General features: G+C 38.5%; 19 protein-coding genes. 11 read left to right on the forward strand and 8 right to left on the reverse strand.

Features of this window, described 5'->3' with window-relative positions; all coding sequences use genetic code 11:
* Positions 1 to 375 precede the first annotated feature (375 nt).
* The 3 genes from AC4G3K_RS02365 to AC4G3K_RS02375 all read right to left on the reverse strand — a co-directional run bounded on the left by AC4G3K_RS02365 (position 376) and on the right by AC4G3K_RS02375 (position 2,800).
* On the reverse strand, positions 376 to 687 hold the full coding sequence (locus AC4G3K_RS02365; protein WP_491132345.1) for a hypothetical protein: 312 nt from the start codon (positions 685 to 687) through the stop codon (positions 376 to 378).
* Between the two features lie 336 nt (positions 688 to 1,023).
* Complete coding sequence (locus AC4G3K_RS02370; RefSeq protein ID WP_491132346.1) at positions 1,024 to 1,818, reverse strand: SDR family NAD(P)-dependent oxidoreductase; 795 nt, start codon at positions 1,816 to 1,818, stop codon at positions 1,024 to 1,026.
* Between the two features lie 16 nt (positions 1,819 to 1,834).
* Entirely contained in the window at positions 1,835 to 2,800 is a 966-nt protein-coding gene (locus AC4G3K_RS02375; RefSeq protein WP_491132347.1) for an MBL fold metallo-hydrolase, read from the reverse strand.
* 395 nt (positions 2,801 to 3,195) lie between these two features.
* Between AC4G3K_RS02375 and proC the strand changes: the two genes are divergently transcribed.
* Positions 3,196 to 4,044: a pyrroline-5-carboxylate reductase gene (gene proC, locus AC4G3K_RS02380; protein ID WP_491132348.1), complete on the forward strand. Its 849-nt coding sequence runs from the start codon at positions 3,196 to 3,198 to the stop codon at positions 4,042 to 4,044.
* Positions 4,045 to 4,128: 84 nt separating this feature from the next.
* On the opposite strand, the gene AC4G3K_RS02385 is transcribed toward proC, so the two are convergent.
* On the reverse strand, positions 4,129 to 4,533 hold the full coding sequence (locus tag AC4G3K_RS02385; protein WP_491132349.1) for an NUDIX hydrolase: 405 nt from the start codon (positions 4,531 to 4,533) through the stop codon (positions 4,129 to 4,131).
* A gap of 330 nt (positions 4,534 to 4,863) precedes the next feature.
* On the opposite strand from AC4G3K_RS02385, the gene AC4G3K_RS02390 reads away from it, so the two are divergent.
* On the forward strand, positions 4,864 to 4,971 hold the full coding sequence (locus AC4G3K_RS02390) for a YjcZ family sporulation protein (RefSeq protein ID WP_491075687.1): 108 nt from the start codon (positions 4,864 to 4,866) through the stop codon (positions 4,969 to 4,971).
* Positions 4,972 to 5,117: 146 nt separating this feature from the next.
* Here AC4G3K_RS02390 and AC4G3K_RS02395 read toward each other — a convergent pair whose 3' ends face one another.
* The gene (locus tag AC4G3K_RS02395; RefSeq protein WP_491132350.1) at positions 5,118 to 5,537 is read right to left on the reverse strand and encodes a hypothetical protein; all 420 of its coding nucleotides are present in this window, start codon (positions 5,535 to 5,537) and stop codon (positions 5,118 to 5,120) included.
* 313 nt (positions 5,538 to 5,850) lie between these two features.
* Between AC4G3K_RS02395 and namA the strand changes: the two genes are divergently transcribed.
* Together namA and AC4G3K_RS02405 are read left to right on the forward strand one after the other, a co-directional pair.
* Complete coding sequence (gene namA, locus AC4G3K_RS02400) at positions 5,851 to 6,870, forward strand: NADPH dehydrogenase NamA (protein WP_491132351.1); 1,020 nt, start codon at positions 5,851 to 5,853, stop codon at positions 6,868 to 6,870.
* A gap of 571 nt (positions 6,871 to 7,441) precedes the next feature.
* A complete protein-coding gene (locus AC4G3K_RS02405; RefSeq protein ID WP_491132352.1) occupies positions 7,442 to 9,157 on the forward strand; it encodes a methyl-accepting chemotaxis protein in 1,716 nt (571 codons plus the stop codon).
* 275 nt (positions 9,158 to 9,432) lie between these two features.
* Here AC4G3K_RS02405 and AC4G3K_RS02410 read toward each other — a convergent pair whose 3' ends face one another.
* Positions 9,433 to 9,897, reverse strand: a complete 465-nt coding sequence (locus AC4G3K_RS02410) for a GTP pyrophosphokinase (protein WP_491132353.1) — start codon at positions 9,895 to 9,897, stop codon at positions 9,433 to 9,435.
* 265 nt (positions 9,898 to 10,162) lie between these two features.
* On the opposite strand from AC4G3K_RS02410, the gene AC4G3K_RS02415 reads away from it, so the two are divergent.
* Complete coding sequence (locus AC4G3K_RS02415) at positions 10,163 to 10,732, forward strand: hypothetical protein (RefSeq protein ID WP_491132354.1); 570 nt, start codon at positions 10,163 to 10,165, stop codon at positions 10,730 to 10,732.
* A 68-nt stretch (positions 10,733 to 10,800) separates the two neighbouring features.
* Here AC4G3K_RS02415 and rnz read toward each other — a convergent pair whose 3' ends face one another.
* Positions 10,801 to 11,718, reverse strand: coding sequence for a ribonuclease Z (gene rnz, locus AC4G3K_RS02420; RefSeq protein WP_491132355.1), 918 nt, complete (start codon positions 11,716 to 11,718; stop codon positions 10,801 to 10,803).
* A gap of 240 nt (positions 11,719 to 11,958) precedes the next feature.
* Here rnz and zwf point away from each other — a divergent pair, with 240 nt between their 5' ends.
* Entirely contained in the window at positions 11,959 to 13,440 is a 1,482-nt protein-coding gene (gene zwf / locus AC4G3K_RS02425) for a glucose-6-phosphate dehydrogenase (protein ID WP_491132356.1), read from the forward strand.
* A gap of 33 nt (positions 13,441 to 13,473) precedes the next feature.
* Positions 13,474 to 14,091 (forward strand): cyclase family protein, encoded by a 618-nt coding sequence (locus AC4G3K_RS02430; protein WP_491132357.1) that lies wholly within the window; start codon positions 13,474 to 13,476, stop codon positions 14,089 to 14,091.
* Between the two features lie 65 nt (positions 14,092 to 14,156).
* On the opposite strand, the gene AC4G3K_RS02435 is transcribed toward AC4G3K_RS02430, so the two are convergent.
* A complete protein-coding gene (locus AC4G3K_RS02435; protein ID WP_491132358.1) occupies positions 14,157 to 14,552 on the reverse strand; it encodes a thiol-disulfide oxidoreductase DCC family protein in 396 nt (131 codons plus the stop codon).
* A 338-nt stretch (positions 14,553 to 14,890) separates the two neighbouring features.
* Here AC4G3K_RS02435 and AC4G3K_RS02440 point away from each other — a divergent pair, with 338 nt between their 5' ends.
* From AC4G3K_RS02440 to AC4G3K_RS02455, 4 genes are all read left to right on the forward strand, one after another.
* Complete coding sequence (locus tag AC4G3K_RS02440) at positions 14,891 to 15,643, forward strand: DeoR/GlpR family DNA-binding transcription regulator (protein WP_491132359.1); 753 nt, start codon at positions 14,891 to 14,893, stop codon at positions 15,641 to 15,643.
* A complete protein-coding gene (pfkB, locus tag AC4G3K_RS02445; RefSeq protein ID WP_491132360.1) occupies positions 15,640 to 16,551 on the forward strand; it encodes a 1-phosphofructokinase in 912 nt (303 codons plus the stop codon). Before AC4G3K_RS02440 ends, pfkB begins: the two co-directional genes overlap by 4 nt.
* Before the next feature lie 12 nt (positions 16,552 to 16,563).
* Positions 16,564 to 18,483, forward strand: coding sequence for a PTS fructose transporter subunit IIABC (locus AC4G3K_RS02450; protein ID WP_491132361.1), 1,920 nt, complete (start codon positions 16,564 to 16,566; stop codon positions 18,481 to 18,483).
* 625 nt (positions 18,484 to 19,108) lie between these two features.
* Positions 19,109 to 20,332, forward strand: coding sequence for a C40 family peptidase (locus tag AC4G3K_RS02455; RefSeq protein ID WP_491132362.1), 1,224 nt, complete (start codon positions 19,109 to 19,111; stop codon positions 20,330 to 20,332).
* Positions 20,333 to 20,429: the final 97 nt, after the last annotated feature.

Here is a 20,429-nt window from a genome sequence, read left to right on the forward strand (position 1 = left end):
AACTTAAGAATGAGAATAAGCACTTATCACGGCAACGTGCAGCCTTTTCGCTTAAAAAGAGTGTATTCCTATTTAAACGGGAAGAACTGCACGAATCTATGAACGACTCGATCATACGCTACATCAATCATTACTCTTTTCATCGTACAGCCCTCCTTTCACTGGTAACTAAATTGGTAAGTATTTACAAGATTACTACTATTTGAATTATTAGTCAATTATAAATTTATATTATTCGGAAAATTCACGATCCTCGCCTTTTTGCCTTCCTATTTTTGCCTTCACTATCAACCGTGAGAGTTAATATTACTGTAAATGATTAAAAAATACCCGATCAGCCCACCCTATTGGCTAATCGGGTTTATTTCTACATTTTTATAGAACTGTAGTTTTAGCTTGATTTTGAGCTGCATCTACCAAAATGAATACTGCAGATAGTAAATGCATAATCATTCCAACGCCAGGAATGAAGCCAACAACGTTTGTTACAATCCCTAACACATTTCCGTAAGATTTAATTCCAGCTTTTGATGAAAAGATTACAATGACGATATGAAAGGCAAGCATGATAAATAACGGAGTCCATGCCATACTTAGTATAATTGACCCTCCAAGAATTGGTATACCTAATAATGCTTCAATACCACCTGATACCCATTTTAAGATATTAATCATTTGACGATTCACAAATAGCACCCTCCCTCTTTTAATTTATTATATTAAAATATTATATATCCAATATATACCCGAAAAATTAAATAATAATGTAGTATAGCTTAAGAAAATACTATTCATCTATAATATTTTTTCTTGTGTATTCACTGATGTTCTGCAAATGGCTTAACTCTCCATTAATTCGGGTAGCTGCTTTAAGGTATATTCAACCAGAAGACTTTTATTCCCCATACTATATTTAAATCCTAATCATGTTCATTCTTGCCTAACCCGGATTGCCCAAAATATCAGATGATTATAAAGTAAAAAAAAATTCCACCCTTTTTTTATAGGTGGAATTTTTGTTATTCATTTTTTATTAAATTGACTTCGTCCCAGTGTTTCAACCGTCCTCGGGATTAGGCTGTAAATCTTGCTTCCGGCATTCATCCAGCCAGGTGCATTAATCTCCCGCTTATTTTTAAGCATGATGTTTGTTATTCTTTCTGCCAGCCTGACGGGATCAATCATGAAGCGCTCAATATTTTTGATATATGTACCTTCTTTATCCGCGATATTAAAGAAATTTGTTTTAATCGGTCCTGGATTAACAGAAGTAACAAATACATTCTCACTATGCATTTCCATACGCAAAGCATTGGTAAATCCAAGAACTGCATGTTTTGTTGCTGAGTAAACACTTGATTTTGGAGTCGCCATTTTTCCAGCCTGGGAGGCAATATTAATAATATGGCCCGATTTATTTTGCACCATAGCAGGCAGCACCATTTTTGTACAGGCTATGAGTCCGACGACATTTGTATTGATCATGGATTCTGTATCATCTAAATTTGCTTCCAGTACATTCTCAAAGATTCCAAACCCAGCATTATTCACCAACACATCTGTATTTCCCACTTCGTTTTTTATGCGGGCGAATGTGTGTTCAACTGCATTCCGGTCGGATACATCCATTGTATATACATAGACATCGCAATGAAAATCAGCAATTAACTCTTCACGAATTTTTTGTAATTTATCCAGACTTCTTGCTATTAAGATCAGTCTGGCTCCACTTTTAGCCGCTTGCCTGGCAATTTGCTCGCCTAATCCGCCTGAGGCTCCCGTTATTGTTACAATTTTTCCGCGAATACGCTCATTCATCAACTTCACTTCCTCATTAATGCTTCATTACTTGATATAATACCACACCGTCAACCTCTTCACTTTCAATTTCATGAAGATTTTCTAGATAATCAAGCTGCCCCAATGTTTCAAACAGAGCAAGTGCCGGATCTCTCTTAATAGCCTTGGGGAATAATTGTACGGCTAACTCGAGTACATTGCGGCGATCTTCTCCAATAAGCTTTTTAACATGAAAGGCACGCTCATGCTGATTTTTCAAACGTTTCTCGATTAACTGGTAAGGTTCCATAATATCATTTCCATGCCCCGGATACACGACTGTTAGTTCTTCGTTTAACAGCCGACTCAAACTGGCATTCAGCTGCAGCTGCGGCTTTACTCTCTCTTGTCCTTCTTTTTTTGGAGCTTCAAGTATAGGGTTGGGTGAAATTTTACCCAGCAATAAATCTCCGCCAATCAGTACGCCTGACTTTTCATGATAGAATGATAGATGGCCCTGTGAATGGCCAAAAGTCTCCATCGCAATCCAATCTGGATGACCAGGAAGCTTGTCTCCTTCTTTCAGATAATGCGTTAAAGGTTTTGAACCGGAATATGTATACAAAGATTCTACATCATTAGCATGTTTCATAAATTGCGGCGGTACACCAAATTTATTCGCCATCCTCGTAAAGAACTCTTTTTGATTCTTCAAAAAATCTGCATTCCTTATAAGATGCCGCTGATTATCTTCATGCCCGTACAATGAGCCGTCCTCAAATAAATCAATTAACCCACAATGATCCGAATGATGATGAGTTAATATAACCTGTTCAATATCAGATAGCTTGTATCCCAGTTCCTTTAACTGTCTTTCAAGTGCCTCTTTTGCTTCCTGTGTTTTAATTCCGGCATCAACCAGAGTTAAGGCATCTCCTTTAAGAAGATAGATATTTACATCTCCAACAGCAAATGGAGTCGGTATAATAAATTTTCCGGCTACCCTTTTAATCGAACTCATGTCATTACTCCCCATTATGTATTTTAATAATTATTTTTACATAATTTGTATGAAAATTCCATCATAAAGTTTGAATATTCTTGACACATAAGCTAATTTTTAGCATAATTTTTATTAATATCTATAAACATACCAATACGAGCGATGATAAAGAATAGTAAATCATGTATGTCGCAAGGGAGTGGAACCCACAGACTGGAAGGTTTCATCGTCCAATGCATGATTGAACCTGCCTTTTGAGCTGTCAGGCAAACCTGGCCGCTACCTGAGCGTTATCCGGTTTAGAGATGCAAGCATGCTATAGTATGCTGCAAATTAAGGTGGTACCACGGAAGAATAGCCTTTCGTCCTTTACAGGATGAAGGGCTTTTTATTTTTATAAAGGAGGCAGGAGTATGAGTAAAAAAATCGCATTTCTTGGAGCCGGTTCTATGGCCGAAGCATTGATTGCAGGCATTGTAAAAAAAGGGGCAACCACACCCGGAGATCTGTGGGTCAGCAATCGGAGCAATGATACCCAATTGATACACTTGAAAGAGCAATATGGCATCATACCCTGCCGCGACATGCATTCCCTTCTTGCTGATGCTGATATCGTCCTGATAGCTGTTAAACCGAAAGATGTGTATACAGTCTTACAGCAAGCCAAATCTTTTTTAAAAAATACGATGTTGCTTATATCTGTTGCCGCAGGTGTATCCACAGAAAGCCTTGAAGCTATCACGGAGAACTCTATGCCTATTATACGAGCCATGCCAAATACGTCTGCTGCAGTCGGAAAATCAGCGACAGCTCTTTCAGGAAATAACTATATAAAACAAGAGGATCTAGCACTGGCGAAGGAAATTTTCAAAACGGTTGGAATGGTTGTTTATACAGAGGAAAAGAAAATGGATGCCGTTACAGGTCTTTCCGGAAGCGGTCCTGCTTATATCTATTATCTAATAGAAGCGATGCAACAATCTGCCAAACAAATTGGTCTTGAACATGAAGAGGCTCAAAATCTGATTATCCAAACGCTAATGGGAGCTGCTGAAATGGTGCACTCCTCTGATAAATCACCGCAAACGCTGAGGTACGAGGTGACGAGTCCAGGAGGAACAACTGAAGCGGGCATACGAATCCTTGAACACCATGGTGTCAAAGAGGCTTTCATTGAATGTATCACAGAGGCCACACTTCAATCAGAGCGCATGGGAATAGAAATTGAAAGCAAGATTAGGGAAAAAATACTGTTCGAATAGAAGACTATTCTTTATAGACTGCTCGTGAATATACTTATAAGAAGGGAGCACATATTTCTATGGGTTTCCCTTCTTCTATTAAGGTCATCTTGTATGATACAAGGATTGGATTTTTATCGCAACTTCGATTGGTCTTACGTCAATAGATGATAACCTTTCTATATCCATCCACATTGGCAAGTATGTTCCTCTGCCCCTTGTTTCATCTGTATACTCTTCACCTTTTCCCTTTGATAAGACTCCAGCTACAATATCTGAAAGGAAGAAGAATTGAACATTCCCATCAAGTTCCACCTCTGCCATACAATCATTAACGTTTACTTCTACACCGAGTTCCTCCAAGGCTTCTCTTTTAGCTGCAGATTTTGGTGGTTCACCGTCTTCTATACCGCCGCCAGGGAAAACATAATAAATTGAGCTATTCCAATTTCTTTGAATGAGTGCAATCTTATTATTTTCGATAATTACCACCGAGCTTCTATCTCTCATAGCCTATCTCACCTCAATCGTTGTTCGCAGCTACTAACGCATCCCTAATAAAACATATTGTTGTGCCAAATAAACGAAAATTCATTTTTACGTGGACAACCATGACCTAAATCGATTGAACCAACCTTTTTAACGACCAAATCCTATCAGTGGAGTTTTCATCCCCCTCCTCATAAGTCCGCCAGTTTCTTATCGTATAAATTCCTGCAAAAAATTAGACTATCCCAACTTCAATTTTTGTCCAATCCATATATCAGATAAAACCATATGCTGTATGTGTAATGGGGGATACTTTTCCATTATGGCAACTTTGGACAGGAGGTGTCTGTATTGAGTGATTCTTTTGGCGGTAAAGGTGTAGGAAGCTTTGCTTTCATTGTTGTACTTTTTATCTTGTTAGTTATTGTCGGTGCTTCTTATGTTGGAGGTAGCTACTAAGTAAGACCCGAGAGCATGTTCTGCGGATATTCCCGTGCTGCATGCTCTCTTTCTCTATGGCTATTTTTACATGGAATGTTGCGATTGTTCAATTTTAATCTGAGGTATGAAAAGAGCCAACTCCAGACAGGAAGTGACTGTACTTTTTATTTTAATAACTCTGACTCATACCTAAAGCATACCTTCTCGGGAATTTTATTAAAAATATGAAGAGGAATTCCAACTTTATCTTTAATATTTATCACTTTTCCTAAACCAAAATATCTTAGGAATTCCCAATAACAAATAAAAAAGTTATACGTTGGTTCGTAAATAAACTCCATCCAACCTTCCGCAATATGTTTATCTTTTTCATTGAACACATTAATGCCTGAGAAGTTTTCTACTATCCCATCTAAATAATTTGCATCATCTCCTTCTATACAACTGTCAGACCAGTCAAATTTAAATTCATTTGCCGTTATTCCATACATTTTCAAGTCATCGCATAACTGTTTTTCTACTTCCATTCTTAATTTAGGTCCCATTTTTTCTGCGTAACCTAAGTCTGTGTAATTTGATTTCAAAATACATTCTCCCCCTCCCCATGGATTAACTGCCACAAACTTAATGCCTTTTCCCTTCAGAATATGAGCTAAGATAAACCATCCGATAATGACCTAACGCATCTTCTGAATCTGAAAAATTATTAAAATCCCTTTTTTGTATATTCAAATTACTAGGTCATCCAAACTCAATTCCTCTAAAGTCTTGGGCTCTGGCAATGTATTAGTATTTTCCGATATCTATGCGAAAAACCGTCTTCTTTATTTATAAGCATTTGAGTGGTCTTCCCATAATTCCAACTGTTATACTGGGTTTTGAAAGGAGTTGTCTTCTATGACTAAATCTTTATTATTTGAACCATATACAATTAAAAATACGACTCTAAAAAATCGGATTGTCATGTCACCTATGTGCATGTATTCCAGCCATGAACAAGATGGTAAAGTACAAAATTGGCATACAACTCATTATACAAGCCGTGCAGTCGGCCAGGTTGGCTTAATTATTGTAGAAGCAACCGCTGTTACTCCCGAGGGACGAATTTCAGATCGTGATTTAGGTATTTGGAGCGACGAACACATCGACGGCTTACATACCCTAACCGCTATGATGAAAGAACATGGTACGGTTCCAGGCATTCAGCTCGCTCATGCAGGTCGAAAAGCCGAACTCGAAGGAGAAATCATCGCACCGGTTGCTGTACCTTTTAATGAGGAAATGAAAACTCCTAAAGAAATGACAAAAGAGGATATTGCCGACACAGTTGAAGCCTTTAAACAAGCAGCCATTCGTGCCCAAAAAGCAGGTTTTGAAGTTATGGAGATTCATGGTGCCCATGGATACTTAATTAATGAATTCCTGACTCCTGCAATCAATACTCGTACGGATGAATATGGCGGTACAGCTGAAAATCGTTATCGCTTCCTAAAAGAAATCATTAACGCTGTTAAATCTGTTTTTGATGGACCACTTTTCGTGCGAATTTCCGCCAAAGATTATCATGAGAACGGATATGAGCCGGAAGATTATATCCAGTATGCTCGTTGGATGAAAGAAGACGGAATTGATTTAATCGATGTAAGCTCCGGTGGTGTGATGTCAGTTCCAGTACCAAGCTTTCCAGGCTACCAGGTTCCAATGAGTGAGACCATTAAACATGGAGCAGGTATTGCAACAGGTGCTGTTGGATTAATTACATCTGGTGTTCAGGCTGAGGAAATATTACAAAACAACCGTGCAGACCTTGTTTTTATTGGCAGAGAGCTGCTACGTGATCCATATTGGCCAAAAAATATTGCAAAGGAACTGCGAACTTCTGTTGAAGCACCTGAGCAATACGGACGTGGTTGGTAATATTCTACTGGTAGAATTGACTAAACAAATTCTCTAGGGTTCTCTCCCACGATCCCATTCTAAAAGTATAAATACTATCAGAAAAAGCATCGTTTTATACTGTTCGGTCCCAAGAAAGTTAGAAACCAATCTAACATTTAAGGGACCGTCCAAATAACGATGCTTTTTCTTTTTTGAATCAATAATACCAATACAAATAATCGTCAAAGAGAAAAATATATTTAATCTGTCTTCCATGCGAACTTTCTTATCAACTGGTTTATATATTGCTTACGCAGAGTTAATGGCAAAGAAACTGTATAAAGGATTCTGCCCTGATCGTTTTATTTCTCCCTTTCCTAATAGTTTAGTAACAGATTATCATTTCCCCTTCCTCCTTTAATCTCACATTCCAATTGTTAATCTTAAAAATCACACGTCCTCAATAAATACCTTCATTGTCTATTAATTAGCATGATAATAATTTTATTTTTCACAATAATAATACATTTTATTATTAAAACGCTCTAATGAATGCCGATACCTAATTGTAGAGCATTTTTATGACTCTAGTTGATCGGAGGAAAATATATTGAAAAAGAAAAAATCCCAATCCATCAAGATAAAATTATTAACGCTAACTTTAATTACCTTAATAATCCCTGTTATTGTTATCGGCATCAGCATATTTTTTATATCAAAGGATCAACTAATTGAAACCGAAAAAGAGAATCTCCAAACAAGCACGGAAATGACAATCGGGATGATAGGCCTATTACACGAGCAATTTAACGCCGGATATATCACTGCAGAAGATGCCCAGCAACAGCTAAGGGATGAAATTTCCGGAGAGGAAGAGCAAGTTTTTAAAGGCTATGATTTTGGTCAGGATGGGGAGATTTCAGCAATCGATCGTGATGGAACTCTTACGTTATATACCAAAGATGACCAACTCGATTATGGAAAGCTTAAAACGATAGATGGCAAAACAGCTGAGGAAGTAATCCTAGAGAAAGGAGTAGATGGGTCATTCATATCGTATTATTCAGAGAGTGGTGATATTGAAAAAATCGCTTATGTAAAAAAAGAACCCTATTGGGAATGGACCATTATCTCCAGTATACCAGTCACAGAAATGACAGCTCAATCTTCCTTTCTCGCCTGGGTAGTCGCCGCTATTTCTCTTGGATCCGTCATCATTGCCGGCTGCTCCGCATATTTCTTTTCCGGCAGAATTGCTAAACCTATCTCACAGGTTAGTTATGGATTAAATCGTATTGCTACAGGCGATTTTTCAATTACTCCATTAAAACCTAAACGCACGGATGAATTGGGACAGCTCGTCAATGATTTCAATACAATGGTAGATAATACGAAATCACTGATTACGCAAGTTAACCATTCTACTGAACAGGTTGCAAAAGCAGCCGAGGAACTGACTGCCAGCACAGAAGAAACAACTCATAGTACTGAAGAAGTCTCCCATTCAATAAGCCATGTGGCCGATGTTTCTGATTCTGCCAATACTCGGCTGCAGGAAAGTGTAAACGCTCTCGAAGAAGTGACAACCTCTATCCACCGCTTAGCTAATGTATCAAACGAAATATCTGAAACAGGCAGCAAGGTAGTCACAAAGGCGAATCAGGGAAATGAATTGCTTTCTAAAACCATTCAACAAATTGAATTTATTTATACGAAAGCAAATGAAAGCGAAAATATCTTAAAAATACTGGATTCAAGCTCAAGAGAAATCGGCCAAATCTCCGGGACCATCTCGGCCATTGCCAATCAAACAAACTTACTGGCATTAAACGCTGCCATTGAAGCAGCCCGAGCAGGTGAACACGGGAAAGGCTTTGCCGTTGTTGCCGATGAAGTTCGTAAACTTGCCGAACAATCACAAGCTTCATCCAGCCAAATAGTCGAGCTTATTAAAGAGATTCAATTAAATATGGTAGGTTCAATTTCATCCATGTATGAGGTAAAGGTCGAAGTTGAGGAAGGTATTACCGTCATCAATAATACGGAGGAAGCTTTTAAAGAAATCGTATCTTATATGATTCAAATGGAAAAAGAAGTGAACAGCATGGCCGCTTCTGTCCAACAAATATCAGCCAGCTCCAATCTCGTATCAGATGCCATTAATCAAGTAGCAGAAGATATATCGAGTGTTTCCTTACACACAAATAATATAGCTGCCACGACAGAGGAGCAGCTCGCTGCTACTGAAGAAATCAGCCTATCTTCAAATTCTCTATCCCAGCTTTCATCAGGGCTGAAGGAACAAGTGGCAAAATTTAAATTATAAAAAAGGAGTTTTTATCCCTTTAGCCTGGACATTTTCTTGTATAAAAAGACCGTCTTTCATAGAATATGAGTGATTACTCTTTTTCTTGGTGAAAGCGGTCTTTCTTTTTGTTTTCTTACTTTTTTACGAGGCATAATTATCTTAACAAACTATTTAGTCCTGATATGGTTCATGAAATACTTTTATAGATTGCCATGCGTACATGTGGCACATCTATAAAAAACGGAATATCGAAGTCTTTAAATTCCCATTTTCCCTTTCCTCCCGTTCTCGAGTCAATTCTCTTTATTCCATACACCATCTTTATAGATCCAATCATCTTCCGTTAAAATTCTAATTTCTCGTTGATACATATCTACACGTTTATAATCTTTTTCTTGCGGGTTAGGTATTCTAGATAAATCACTATTCTCTATTAGGTCTGCGACTTTAACTGAGCGACCAAGCTCATTTAGTTTGACGCGGTATATGAATGCTGCTCTCGATTCCCCTTCCCTTTTTGTCACTGAATTCACCCCAGAAATGATTCTTTCCGGAAAACCATAAGCGCTTAAATCTTCCAGTGTAACTTCTGTATCTTCAACAATATCGTGCAAGACCCCGACTATTTTCTCTTCTAACGTATTCAACCTATTCATCACAGCCAATGGATGATTAATATAGGGGTTGCCTCCTTTATCAAATTGACCATTATGATATTTTTCCGCTAAGTTTATGGCTACTTCTAATAATTTTTCCAACAAATTAATCACCTCTCTCAATCTTTTTTTAAACTTTGTATTATTTAATTACTATATTAAAATTATAAATTCATTCGAATAAAAAATGAAATGAGTCACTTACACGGATTAATTAGTTAGGTACATATAGTATGTTTCCGCATATGAATATACTCTTATGTTTTTATTTGTTCTTGAATTTGGAATAAGCACTGGAAAAAAGTTGAATGTAAATCGCCAAACAGCCTCTCTCTGAATAACGTAATTTCAGAAGGAGGAATGTAGATTGAAAAAATTGATTCTTGTTGCCGGTCTTGCTGGTCTATTGGTTGCTTGTGGTAAGGAAGATGCCGTTCAACCGAAGGAAGAGCCAAAGGTTGAAGCAAAGGAAGAAGTTCCTGCAGTAGAACAGCCTAAAGAGGAGGCTCCACCTGCAGTAGAAGAACCTAAGGAAGAGGCTCCTGCCATAGAAGAGCCTAAAGAGGATTCTCCTGCTACCCCACCACCGGCAGAGAAGTCCATTGACCCACAAGTTGCTCTGTCAATCCTTCAGGAAGCTTACACAGGCATTGCTACAGTGGAGTACAATGAAAAACTGAAGGCCTTCACAATCCTGCCGACTGACCCAAACTTTGCCGTAGAAATGACAAAGATTCTCTCCGGGGATTTGCCAAAGGACAATTGGAACGCACTTGCCGATTCATTGGCTAAGGTCAGTGGTGAACTGGGAGGAGAATATAGTGTGTTCCTGCTCAACCCAGCAAACCCAAAGAATTATATTCTCATGGCAGAAAATGGCGTTATCCTATACGATGCCCTCAATGAAGACGTTGTAAATGATGAGCAAACTTTTTGATTAAAACGAAAACAACCTGATAAAAAGATAGCAGGACCCCTGCTATCTCTACTTTTAGTATAAATTTATTAGAGCTTAAAGACCGAAAAGTCTTTGGCCAATTCCGTATTTTTAAAAACAGCTTTTGCCTCATTAAGCAGTTCAATCTCATCATCCATCGTAAATCTGGAACTGATGTGGGTGAGGATTAGACGTTTGGCATCCGCTTTTACGGCACATTCTGCAGCCTGAACGGTAGTGGAATGAAAATAGTCAATAGCCATCTCTTCCTGCCCTTGTTTAAAAGTGGCTTCATGAACCATACAATCTGCCTGCAATGCCAGGTTCACTGCATTTCCACACGGGCGTGTGTCTCCTAATACCGCGACTATGCGGCCTGCTTTAGGTGAGCCTATGTATTCCTTTCCGTCAATCATCCGACCATCCTCCAATTGTACAGTCTCACCTTTTTTGAGTTTGCTGTATATGGGCCCTGGTGGTATTCCTGCTTCTTTCAGTAGATCCGCCCTTAATTCACCTGGTTTATCCTTCTCGATGATTCGGTATCCGTAACTTAAAATAGCATGGTCTAAGGGCAATGCCTCTACCCTGAATGTTTCGTCTTCAAATATAAGGCCATCTTCCTGGATCTCAAAAAAAGAAAGTTTATACTTCAGATGAGTTTGACTTAAACGCAAGGAAGTTTCAACATACTCCTTTATTCCCACCGGTCCATAAATCGTCAGTGGCTCCACTCCCCCCTGGAATGAACGGCTGCCAAGTAATCCGGGAAGCCCATATATATGATCCCCATGTAAATGAGTGATAAAGATTTTTTCGATTTTTCTCGTTTTCACAGGTGTACGCAATATTTGATGCTGAGTCGCTTCACCGCAATCAAACATCCAGCTGGAACCTCTCTCTTCATTCATCTGCAAAACAAGTGAAGATACGTTCCGCTGTTTAGCCGGTATGCCGGCTCCTGTTCCTAAAAATATTAATTCCAATCTAATTCCTCCAACCTATTTGGATACATCTATTTTACAGCACTCTTCTTCTTTTTTCAGCAATTGAGAAATTCATACTTTCTATTTTTTATCGGACGGCAAAATATTGTATTTTCTTCATCGTTACCTGTAAACTAAGTTATGAATCAAATATTGATTCATAACATTGATAAACAGTTCGATACGAGATAAAATAGAATATCGTATTTACCGAGAAAAGACATAAGGAGAGGTTCTGACATGCCCACTATTGACAAGCAATCAGGATTAATAATGATATTTGGGGCTACTGGAGATTTAGCACAACGGAAACTTTTCCCTTCCATATATCGTCTATACACAAAAGGCAGACTATCATCAAACTTTGCCTGTATTGGTATAGGTAGACGGGAATGGACGACAGACCGTCTCAAACAACATATTCATGAAGCGATTTCCAGTGAGCATGGCACCGAATCAGAAAAGCTTGAATTTGCAGGCCATTTCTATTATCAAGCACTTGATGTTAGCCAAACCAGTATATCCTATGATGAACTGCGCATTCTAGCAGACAAATTAGATGAAGAATATCAGCTGAATGGAAATCGTCTCTTTTACCTTGCGATGGCGCCAGAGTATTTTGGAACAATCGCCACAAGATTAAAAGAAGATGGTTTAACCAACACAGCCGGATATAAACGCTTAGTGATTGAAAAGCCATTTGGCCATGATTATAAATCAGCTGAAGAACTTAATAATCAGCTTCGTTGTTCCTTCTCTGAAGATGAAATTTATCGTATAGATCATTATTTAGGCAAAGAAATGGTTCAGAATATCGAAGTGATTCGCTTTGCAAATGCCTTCTTTGAACCACTATGGAATAATCACTACATAGCCAATGTCCAAATCACCTCTACAGAGACACTTGGAGTAGAAGACAGAGGCAGATATTATGAGAACAGCGGTGCACTCAGAGATATGGTACAAAACCATATTATGCAGATTGTTTCTTTATTAGCGATGGAGCCTCCAATAAAATTAACGACGGAGGAGATTCGCAGTGAGAAAGTAAAGGTTCTACGCGCTCTTCGTCCTATTAAAGAAGATGAAGTAAATAACTATTTTGTCCGCGGTCAATACGGAGAAGGTCAAGTCGACGGCAAACACCTGCCTGCATACCGTTCTGAAAATATGGTTGACCCAGAGTCCAATACAGAAACATATGTGGCTGGTAAAATGATGTTTGATAATTTCAGATGGGCCGGCGTCCCATTTTATATCCGTACCGGTAAGCGGCTTGCGGCAAAATCAACACAAATTGTTGTTCAATTTAAGGATGTGCCGATGAATTTGTTCTATCGTACAGAAGAACAACTAAACCCTAATTTACTGGTTATTAACATCCAGCCTGAAGAAGGAATTACTCTGCATCTCAATGCTAAAAAAGGCGGAAAAACACCAGTTAAATTAAGTTTCAGGACTTCAAAGTATGACCGTTTCAATACACCGGAAGCATATGAACGCCTGCTTTTCGATGCTATGCGCGGGGATGCGACTAATTTCTCTCATTGGGATGAAGTGGCCTTGTCCTGGAAGTTCACAGATGTAATTTCTAAAGAATGGGAAAATAAGCCTGCTGGATGTTTCCCTAATTATTCATCCGGTTCAATGGGTCCTGAAAGTGCTGATGAACTGTTGGCAAAAGACGGATTCCATTGGTGGGCTATTGAAGAAGACGAGTAAAGATAAATATAGTGAAAAGGAGAGATTGATCCGATGAAAATCTTTGATGTATCTATGCCTATTTACACTGGAATGCCTGTTTATAAAAATATTGAGGACAAACAACCGGTCTTTAATACAGTCACAAACGGACATGTCACGGAATCCCGCATTACCCTCGATGCCCATGTGGGAACCCATACAGATGCTCCGCTCCATATGATAAATGATGGTGCTACAATTGAAACAATTGGATTAGAGCGTCTGGTTGGTAAGTGTAAAGTGCTTGATTTAACTCATGTAACAGGACTAATTGAAAAAGAAGATCTTGAGTCTCTGCCAATTGAAAAAGGTGACTTTATTCTTTTAAAAACAAAAAACTCCTTCGATGAAGAATTTAATTTTGAATTTATTGCTTTAGGTGAATCTGGTGCAAAGTATGTTTCTGAAATTGGCATTAATGGCGTTGGCATTGATGGACTTGGTGTGGAACGCGCCCAACCCGGACATCCTACGCACCGAACCCTCTTTTCAAATGATGTAATCGTTATTGAAGGTTTACGCTTAAAAGATGTACCTGCTGGTGAATACTTCATGGTCGCAGCACCGCTTAAATTGGTAGGAATTGATGCTGCTCCATCTCGCGTATTATTGTTAGAAGGTATTCTATAAGTAAACAAATAAAATCCACTTTCGCCATGAAAGTGGATTTTTTCTTTTAGATTCAAGCATGCCTTCTACAAAAACCTTTTCCTGATTTCCAGTGAAGGCAGTGCACATTGATCTTTCTTCCCAAACCATTTAATTCTGTTTCTCGCAATGAAATCATATACCTGATTCCTTATCGATCTCGGTACACCTTTAAATATATAAAAAGTTTTCCACAAACCGGATAGGTTTTTACATATATGTAAGGCTGCTGAAGACTTGATATAGAATGTGTGATGTTCTGCATCAATTAAAACTAAACTATCAACCTTTTCAGGAACATGATATTCCTTTACCAATTGCTGACCTACGTCACTCTGCAGAGCTGCAAATGAAAAGATACCTTTTGGATCTCTTTTAATGATGAATTGAACACTGGCATCACAAAAATTGCATTCCCCGTCAAACAATACAATTTTCTTCATACTACTCTCCTTTCACCTACTTTTTATTTATAAAATAGAAATTTCTCTTTAAATTTGAAATAAGTAAATCTTTTACCTTCTAACTGATTATACTAAACCCATCATTTTATTTATTAATTTTTAATACAACCCTTCTTTCCTATCGATTAAACAAATACCCGTCTCTATGACATACATTCAAGCCGTATGTTGTATTCACCTAATTACTCTAATTGCTCCATTAAATACAATCCATGATAGATTTTGATAACATTATGAAATATTTTGATTGGATTTGATTGATATTGATTGATTTCTAAAAACAAACAAATTATATTTAACGGTAGGGAGGTGGTGAATTGCTGACACCCGAAAGACAGCAATATATCATCGAGAAAATTAACCAAAATGGATTTATTAAAATTCAGGAACTCGTCAAAGAACTACATACTTCCGAATCAACGATACGACGTGATTTAAGCCAACTCGAAGATATGTCTATTTTAAAAAGAGTGCATGGCGGAGCAGAACTTGTGAAGAATCGCAGTATTGAACCAACCATTTTGGAGAAATCAACTTCCAGACTTAAGGAAAAAGAAGCGATAGCCAAGCTCGCAGCGACTCTGATTGACGATGGTGATTGTATTTATCTCGATGCTGGGACGACAACCCTTGCTATGATCCCATTCATCCAAAACAAACCCATTACGGTTGTAACAAATGGAATTTTGCAAGCAACCGCTCTTCAGGATAGCAACATTATTACCTATTTAATCGGTGGTCGAATCAAAAAGGCGACAAATGCATTAATTGGGAGCCAGGCAATCAACAATATAACCAATTATAGATTTGATAAATGTTTTCTGGGGATCAACGGCATTCACCCTGATTGGGGGTTCAGTACTCCCGATCCGGAGGAAGCTATCTTAAAAAGATCAGCTATTGATTTATCAAAAGAAGCTTTTGTTCTAGCTGATTTCAGCAAATTTGATGAGACTTCCTTTGCCAGAGTGACAGAATTAAATCAAGCCTCCATCATAACGGATGGGATAGATTCGGACAAATTGGCAAAATATAAAAAGAATACAACAATAAAGGTAGTGAAACCATGATCTACACCGTGACATTGAATCCATCAGTAGATTTCATTGTAGAAGTCGAGCATTTTGAACTTGGCGGTTTAAACAGGATGAATAAAGAAGCCAAATATCCAGGCGGGAAAGGGATAAATGTTTCACGTATCCTCAAACGGATCGGTTCAAGAACAACCGCTCTTGGTTTTAGCGGTGGATTTCCTGGAGGATTCATTCTCGATGCTTTAAGGAGTGAGAACGTACCTGAAGATTTTATTCCGGTGGAAGAGGATTCCCGAATCAACATTAAGTTAAAAACCGGAGAAGAAACTGAAATTAATGGATTAGGTCCACATATAAGCGCTGAAAAAATGGAAGAACTCCATCATAAGCTTTCAAAAATGACTGCCGATGATATTCTCGTTTTATCAGGCAGTATTCCCCCTTCCCTTTCATCTGATTTGTATATGGAACTAACAAGAGAATATGCAGCAAAAGGAATACAGGTTGTCGTAGATGCCAGCGGAAAAACCTTACTTGACGTTGTAAAAGAACGCCCTTTTCTTGTGAAACCAAATCATCATGAACTTGGGGAACTATTTGATACAAAAGTAGAAACGATAGAGGATGCTATCCATTACGGATCTATGCTAGTCGAGCAAGGTGCTCAAAATGTGATTGTTTCTATGGCAGGCGAAGGAGCTATCCTTATTAATCGCGAAGGTGTCTATACAGCTACTATTCCAAAAGGTAATGTGAAGAATTCCACTGGTGCTGGGGATTCATTGGTAGCTGGATTTATCGGAATGTGGGACCAAACGAAGGATATGCAAAGAGCTTTTCAATATGGAGTTGCCTCAGGAAGTGCAACGGCATTCAACTACGACCTTGCTGAAAAAGAAGATATCGATGCGCTTCTCCCGCAAGTAAACATTCAAAAATATTAAGGGAGTGAAATCATGAAAATCACTGATTTGTTAAAGAAAGATACGATGATCCTGAACCTTTCATCTACTAGCAAACAAGACGTTATTAATGAACTTGTTAACCAACTGGATCAAGCAGGAAAATTAAAAGACCCTGCAGGTTATAAAGAAGCCATCCTGAAACGTGAAGAGCAAAGTACAACCGGAATTGGCGAAGGAATTGCAATTCCTCATGCTAAATCAGAAGCTGTTAAGGATGCGGCATTATGTTTCGGACGTTCTATTGACGGAGTTGATTATGGATCTTTGGATGGCCAGCCGGCCCACCTGTTCTTTATGATTGCTGCACCAGCCGGGGCAAATGATACCCATCTTGAAACATTATCAAGGCTTTCTTCCATGTTAATGTATGACGATTTCCGCAAAGCCATTTTACAAGCAAATTCTAAGGATCAAATTCTTTCCATTATTGATGCTAAACAGAGAGAACTTGAAAATGAGGATTCTAACGATCAACCTGCCCCGGATGCTGAAGAAGCTAAAAATGAAGGTTATGTATTAGCCGTTACGGCATGCCCTACAGGAATCGCACATACATATATGGCTGCCGATGCATTAAAAGCAAAAGCGAAAGAAATGAACGTTAATATTAAAGTCGAAACAAATGGTTCCACAGGGATTAAAAATCCTCTTACTGATGAAGATATTCAAAAAGCGAGTGCAATCATTGTTGCTGCAGACAAAAACGTTGAAATGAACCGTTTTAATGGCAAGCATGTGATTCAAGTTCCTGTTGCACAAGGTATCCGGAAACCGGAAGAATTAATTAACCGTGCCTTAAAACAGGATGCTCCTATTTATGAAGCAAAAGGCGGTTCCGCTAATCAAGAAAGCGGAACACAGGAGAAAAAAGGAATTGGCTCCCAAATATACAAACATCTCATGAGCGGTGTAAGCAATATGCTTCCATTCGTTGTCGGCGGCGGGCTCTTAATTGCCCTTTCCTTCTTGTTTGGCGGAATTAACCCTACTGATACAGCATCACCTGATTACAATCCATTTGCTGCAGCACTCAATACGATCGGTGGCGGAGACAAGGGAGCTTTCTTCCTATTGGTACCGGTACTAGCCGGTTTCATTGCCAGCTCCATTGCTGACCGTCCTGGTTTCATGCCTGGTATGGTCGGAGGATTGTTAGCTGCTTCTGCAGGTGCAGGATTCCTTGGTGGATTAATTGCCGGTTTCCTTGCAGGATATGTAACTCTTGGTGTTAAAAAAGCCTTCAACTGGTTGCCTGCTTCTTTGGAGGGTATAAAACCAGTATTGTTATATCCATTATTTGGTCTATTAATCACCGGTCTCATTATGATATTCATCATTAATGACCCGGTTGTGGCCATGAATAAAGGGTTGACTAACTGGCTTGAAAACTTAAGCGGTACGAATGCGGTGTTCCTAGGTTTAATCGTCGGCGGTATGATGGCTGTCGATATGGGAGGTCCTATCAATAAGGCTGCTTTCACGTTTGGTATTGCGGCGATTGCTGCCGGCAACGGTGTTCCTCATGCGGCTGTTATGGCTGGAGGAATGGTACCACCGCTTGGTATCGCACTATCCACTACGTTCTTTAAACATAAATACACGGACTCGGAACGTAAGTCTGGTCTTACAAACTATATCATGGGCGCTTCCTTCATTACAGAAGGTGCGATTCCATTTGCAGCAGCCGATCCAATTCGAGTAATTGTCAGTTCTATAATCGGCGCTGCCACAGCTGGAGCCTTATCTGCAGCATTTGGCTGTTCGACTCCTGCCCCACACGGCGGTATTTTCGTTGTCGGATTAATAGAAAATCCTTTGATGTACCTGTTAGCCATACTAATTGGTTCACTTGTCACAGCTGTTCTATTAGGTTTCTGGAAAAAGAATTCCAACATTAAAGATGTTGCGTAATAAAGAAGAATGATCTTGAACTAAACTGTACCCTGTGTAGCAGACACTTGAAAAAGAGTCTACTGCACAGGGTCTTTTTAATGACAAAAGTATCCTCCTCTTTTCGCTTCATACATGAATGCTGCCCCTTTACTTGCATAAGAAATTTAATTCAAAAGGCCATACTCCTCATTAGATCTAGGCCAACTGACAGTTTATCTCTTTATAATTTTGTCGCTATTGATAGCCCCTTGCTTTCTTTCTCTTATTATTCAAAATCTACTTATCAGCCTCTCCCTCCGTTTCAATACATACGTTTACTACAATTGCATGTGAACTTATTTCCTTTTGAGATCCACTCTATCGCTTCATCTCAACTTACAGTGTTTTTTCAGTATCCTTTTTTATATTTTGTTAAATTTTCAGCTCATGATGACGGATATGTAAAATTTCACCTTCTCTCACTCTTAGAATTATCCCACAAAATTTTATATCCATATGAAGATTTACCATCCTCTCTACTCTTCACCCATTATTCTATTATTCAATGACTTAATACATATAACTTTAATCAGAATTTTTACTATGTTAATATAATATGGGTATTATAGATTAGTATAAAATAACACTAAAGGAGTTGATTTAAATGAAGCATTTAAAAGTTGTAACCTTCACGGCTGCTGCTATAATGTCGTCTGCTTTTGCCCAAGAAGCATCAGCAGCTTCGACGACTTATACAGTTAAAAAGGGAGATACACTTTCTTTTATTGCCTCAAAATTTAAAACAACAGTATCAAACTTAAAAAACTTAAATAATTTGTCATCGGATATTATCTATCCTAAACAAGTCATCAAAGTAACGAAGCATGATTCATCTTCATCCAGCAATTCTGGGAGTACAAGCAATGCTAATACATACACCATTAAATCAGGCGATACACTATCAGCTATAGCTGCCAAATACTCTACAACCGTTAGTAAATTGAAAAGCTGGAACAGTTTAAAGAACGATCTTATTTATCCGGGACAAGTAATCAAAGTATCTGCTGATACATCTGGATCTTCACCAGTAACTGGGAGTTCTTCTGCCAACAAGACCTATACTGTGAAATCAGGCGATACCTTAAGTAAAATTGCCAGCAACTATTCTATTACTGTCAATCAACTTATGAGCTGGAACAATCTATCCAGTACAATTATTTATCCAGCCCAAGTATTAAAGGTTTCAAAACCTTCAACTGCTTCTGGATCAAGCAGTTCAAGCTCTTCCGGCAGCACAACTTCATCAACAACCTATACAGTTAAGTCGGGAGATACACTAAGTAAAATTGCCAAAAGTTATTCCATGACCGTTTCTCAAATAAAATCAATAAATGGTTTGAAATCTGACGTGATTTATGTGGGACAAAAGTTAAAAATCTCAAAATCGTCAAGTGATTTACCTTCTGTTTCTACTCCTTCAAGCGGATCTTCTTCTGCTCAGGAAACGATAGGCAATCCGGCTTTTACATCTAAACTGATTTCAATCAGTAAAAGTTTCATCGGTACAAAATATGTATGGGGAGGAACGACTCCCGCTGGTTTCGATTGCAGCGGCTTTCTTTATTATGTCTTTAATAAAGCAGGACACTCTATGCCAAGATACACAGCTGAAGGATTCTATAACCGTTCCTATTTTGTGAGTTCACCTCAGCCTGGGGATCTTATCTTCTTCTCCGGTACATACAAGCAAGGAATCTCCCATTTAGGCATCTATCTGGGTAATAATGAATTTATTCATGCAGATAATAGTGGTGTACGCATCACAAGTACAAATAACAGCTATTATAAAAAACACTTTGACAGCTATAAGCGATTATATGCGAATTAACTATTCAGTGAGCGGTATAAACATCCGCTCACTGTTTTTTTCTCCAATAGACGTCCCTGCCCTCGAATGGTACATTAATGATAAATATCATAACTTT

The organism is Bacillus sp. z26 (assembly GCF_058313635.1).

Excerpts from the sequence above, each read along its gene's own strand:
- zwf (WP_491132356.1), top strand. The coding sequence starts at position 11,959 with ATGCCCACTATTGACAAGCAATCAGGATTAATAATGATATTTGGGGCT.
- AC4G3K_RS02375 (WP_491132347.1), bottom strand. The coding sequence starts at position 2,800 with ATGAGTTCGATTAAAAGGGTAGCCGGAAAATTTATTATACCGACTCCA.
- AC4G3K_RS02455 (WP_491132362.1), top strand. The coding sequence starts at position 19,109 with ATGAAGCATTTAAAAGTTGTAACCTTCACGGCTGCTGCTATAATGTCG.
- AC4G3K_RS02385 (WP_491132349.1), bottom strand. The coding sequence starts at position 4,533 with ATGAGAGATAGAAGCTCGGTGGTAATTATCGAAAATAATAAGATTGCA.
- AC4G3K_RS02435 (WP_491132358.1), bottom strand. The coding sequence starts at position 14,552 with ATGAAGAAAATTGTATTGTTTGACGGGGAATGCAATTTTTGTGATGCC.
- pfkB (WP_491132360.1), top strand. The coding sequence starts at position 15,640 with ATGATCTACACCGTGACATTGAATCCATCAGTAGATTTCATTGTAGAA.
- AC4G3K_RS02450 (WP_491132361.1), top strand. The coding sequence starts at position 16,564 with ATGAAAATCACTGATTTGTTAAAGAAAGATACGATGATCCTGAACCTT.
- namA (WP_491132351.1), top strand. The coding sequence starts at position 5,851 with ATGACTAAATCTTTATTATTTGAACCATATACAATTAAAAATACGACT.
- AC4G3K_RS02370 (WP_491132346.1), bottom strand. The coding sequence starts at position 1,818 with ATGAATGAGCGTATTCGCGGAAAAATTGTAACAATAACGGGAGCCTCA.
- proC (WP_491132348.1), top strand. The coding sequence starts at position 3,196 with ATGAGTAAAAAAATCGCATTTCTTGGAGCCGGTTCTATGGCCGAAGCA.
- AC4G3K_RS02430 (WP_491132357.1), top strand. The coding sequence starts at position 13,474 with ATGAAAATCTTTGATGTATCTATGCCTATTTACACTGGAATGCCTGTT.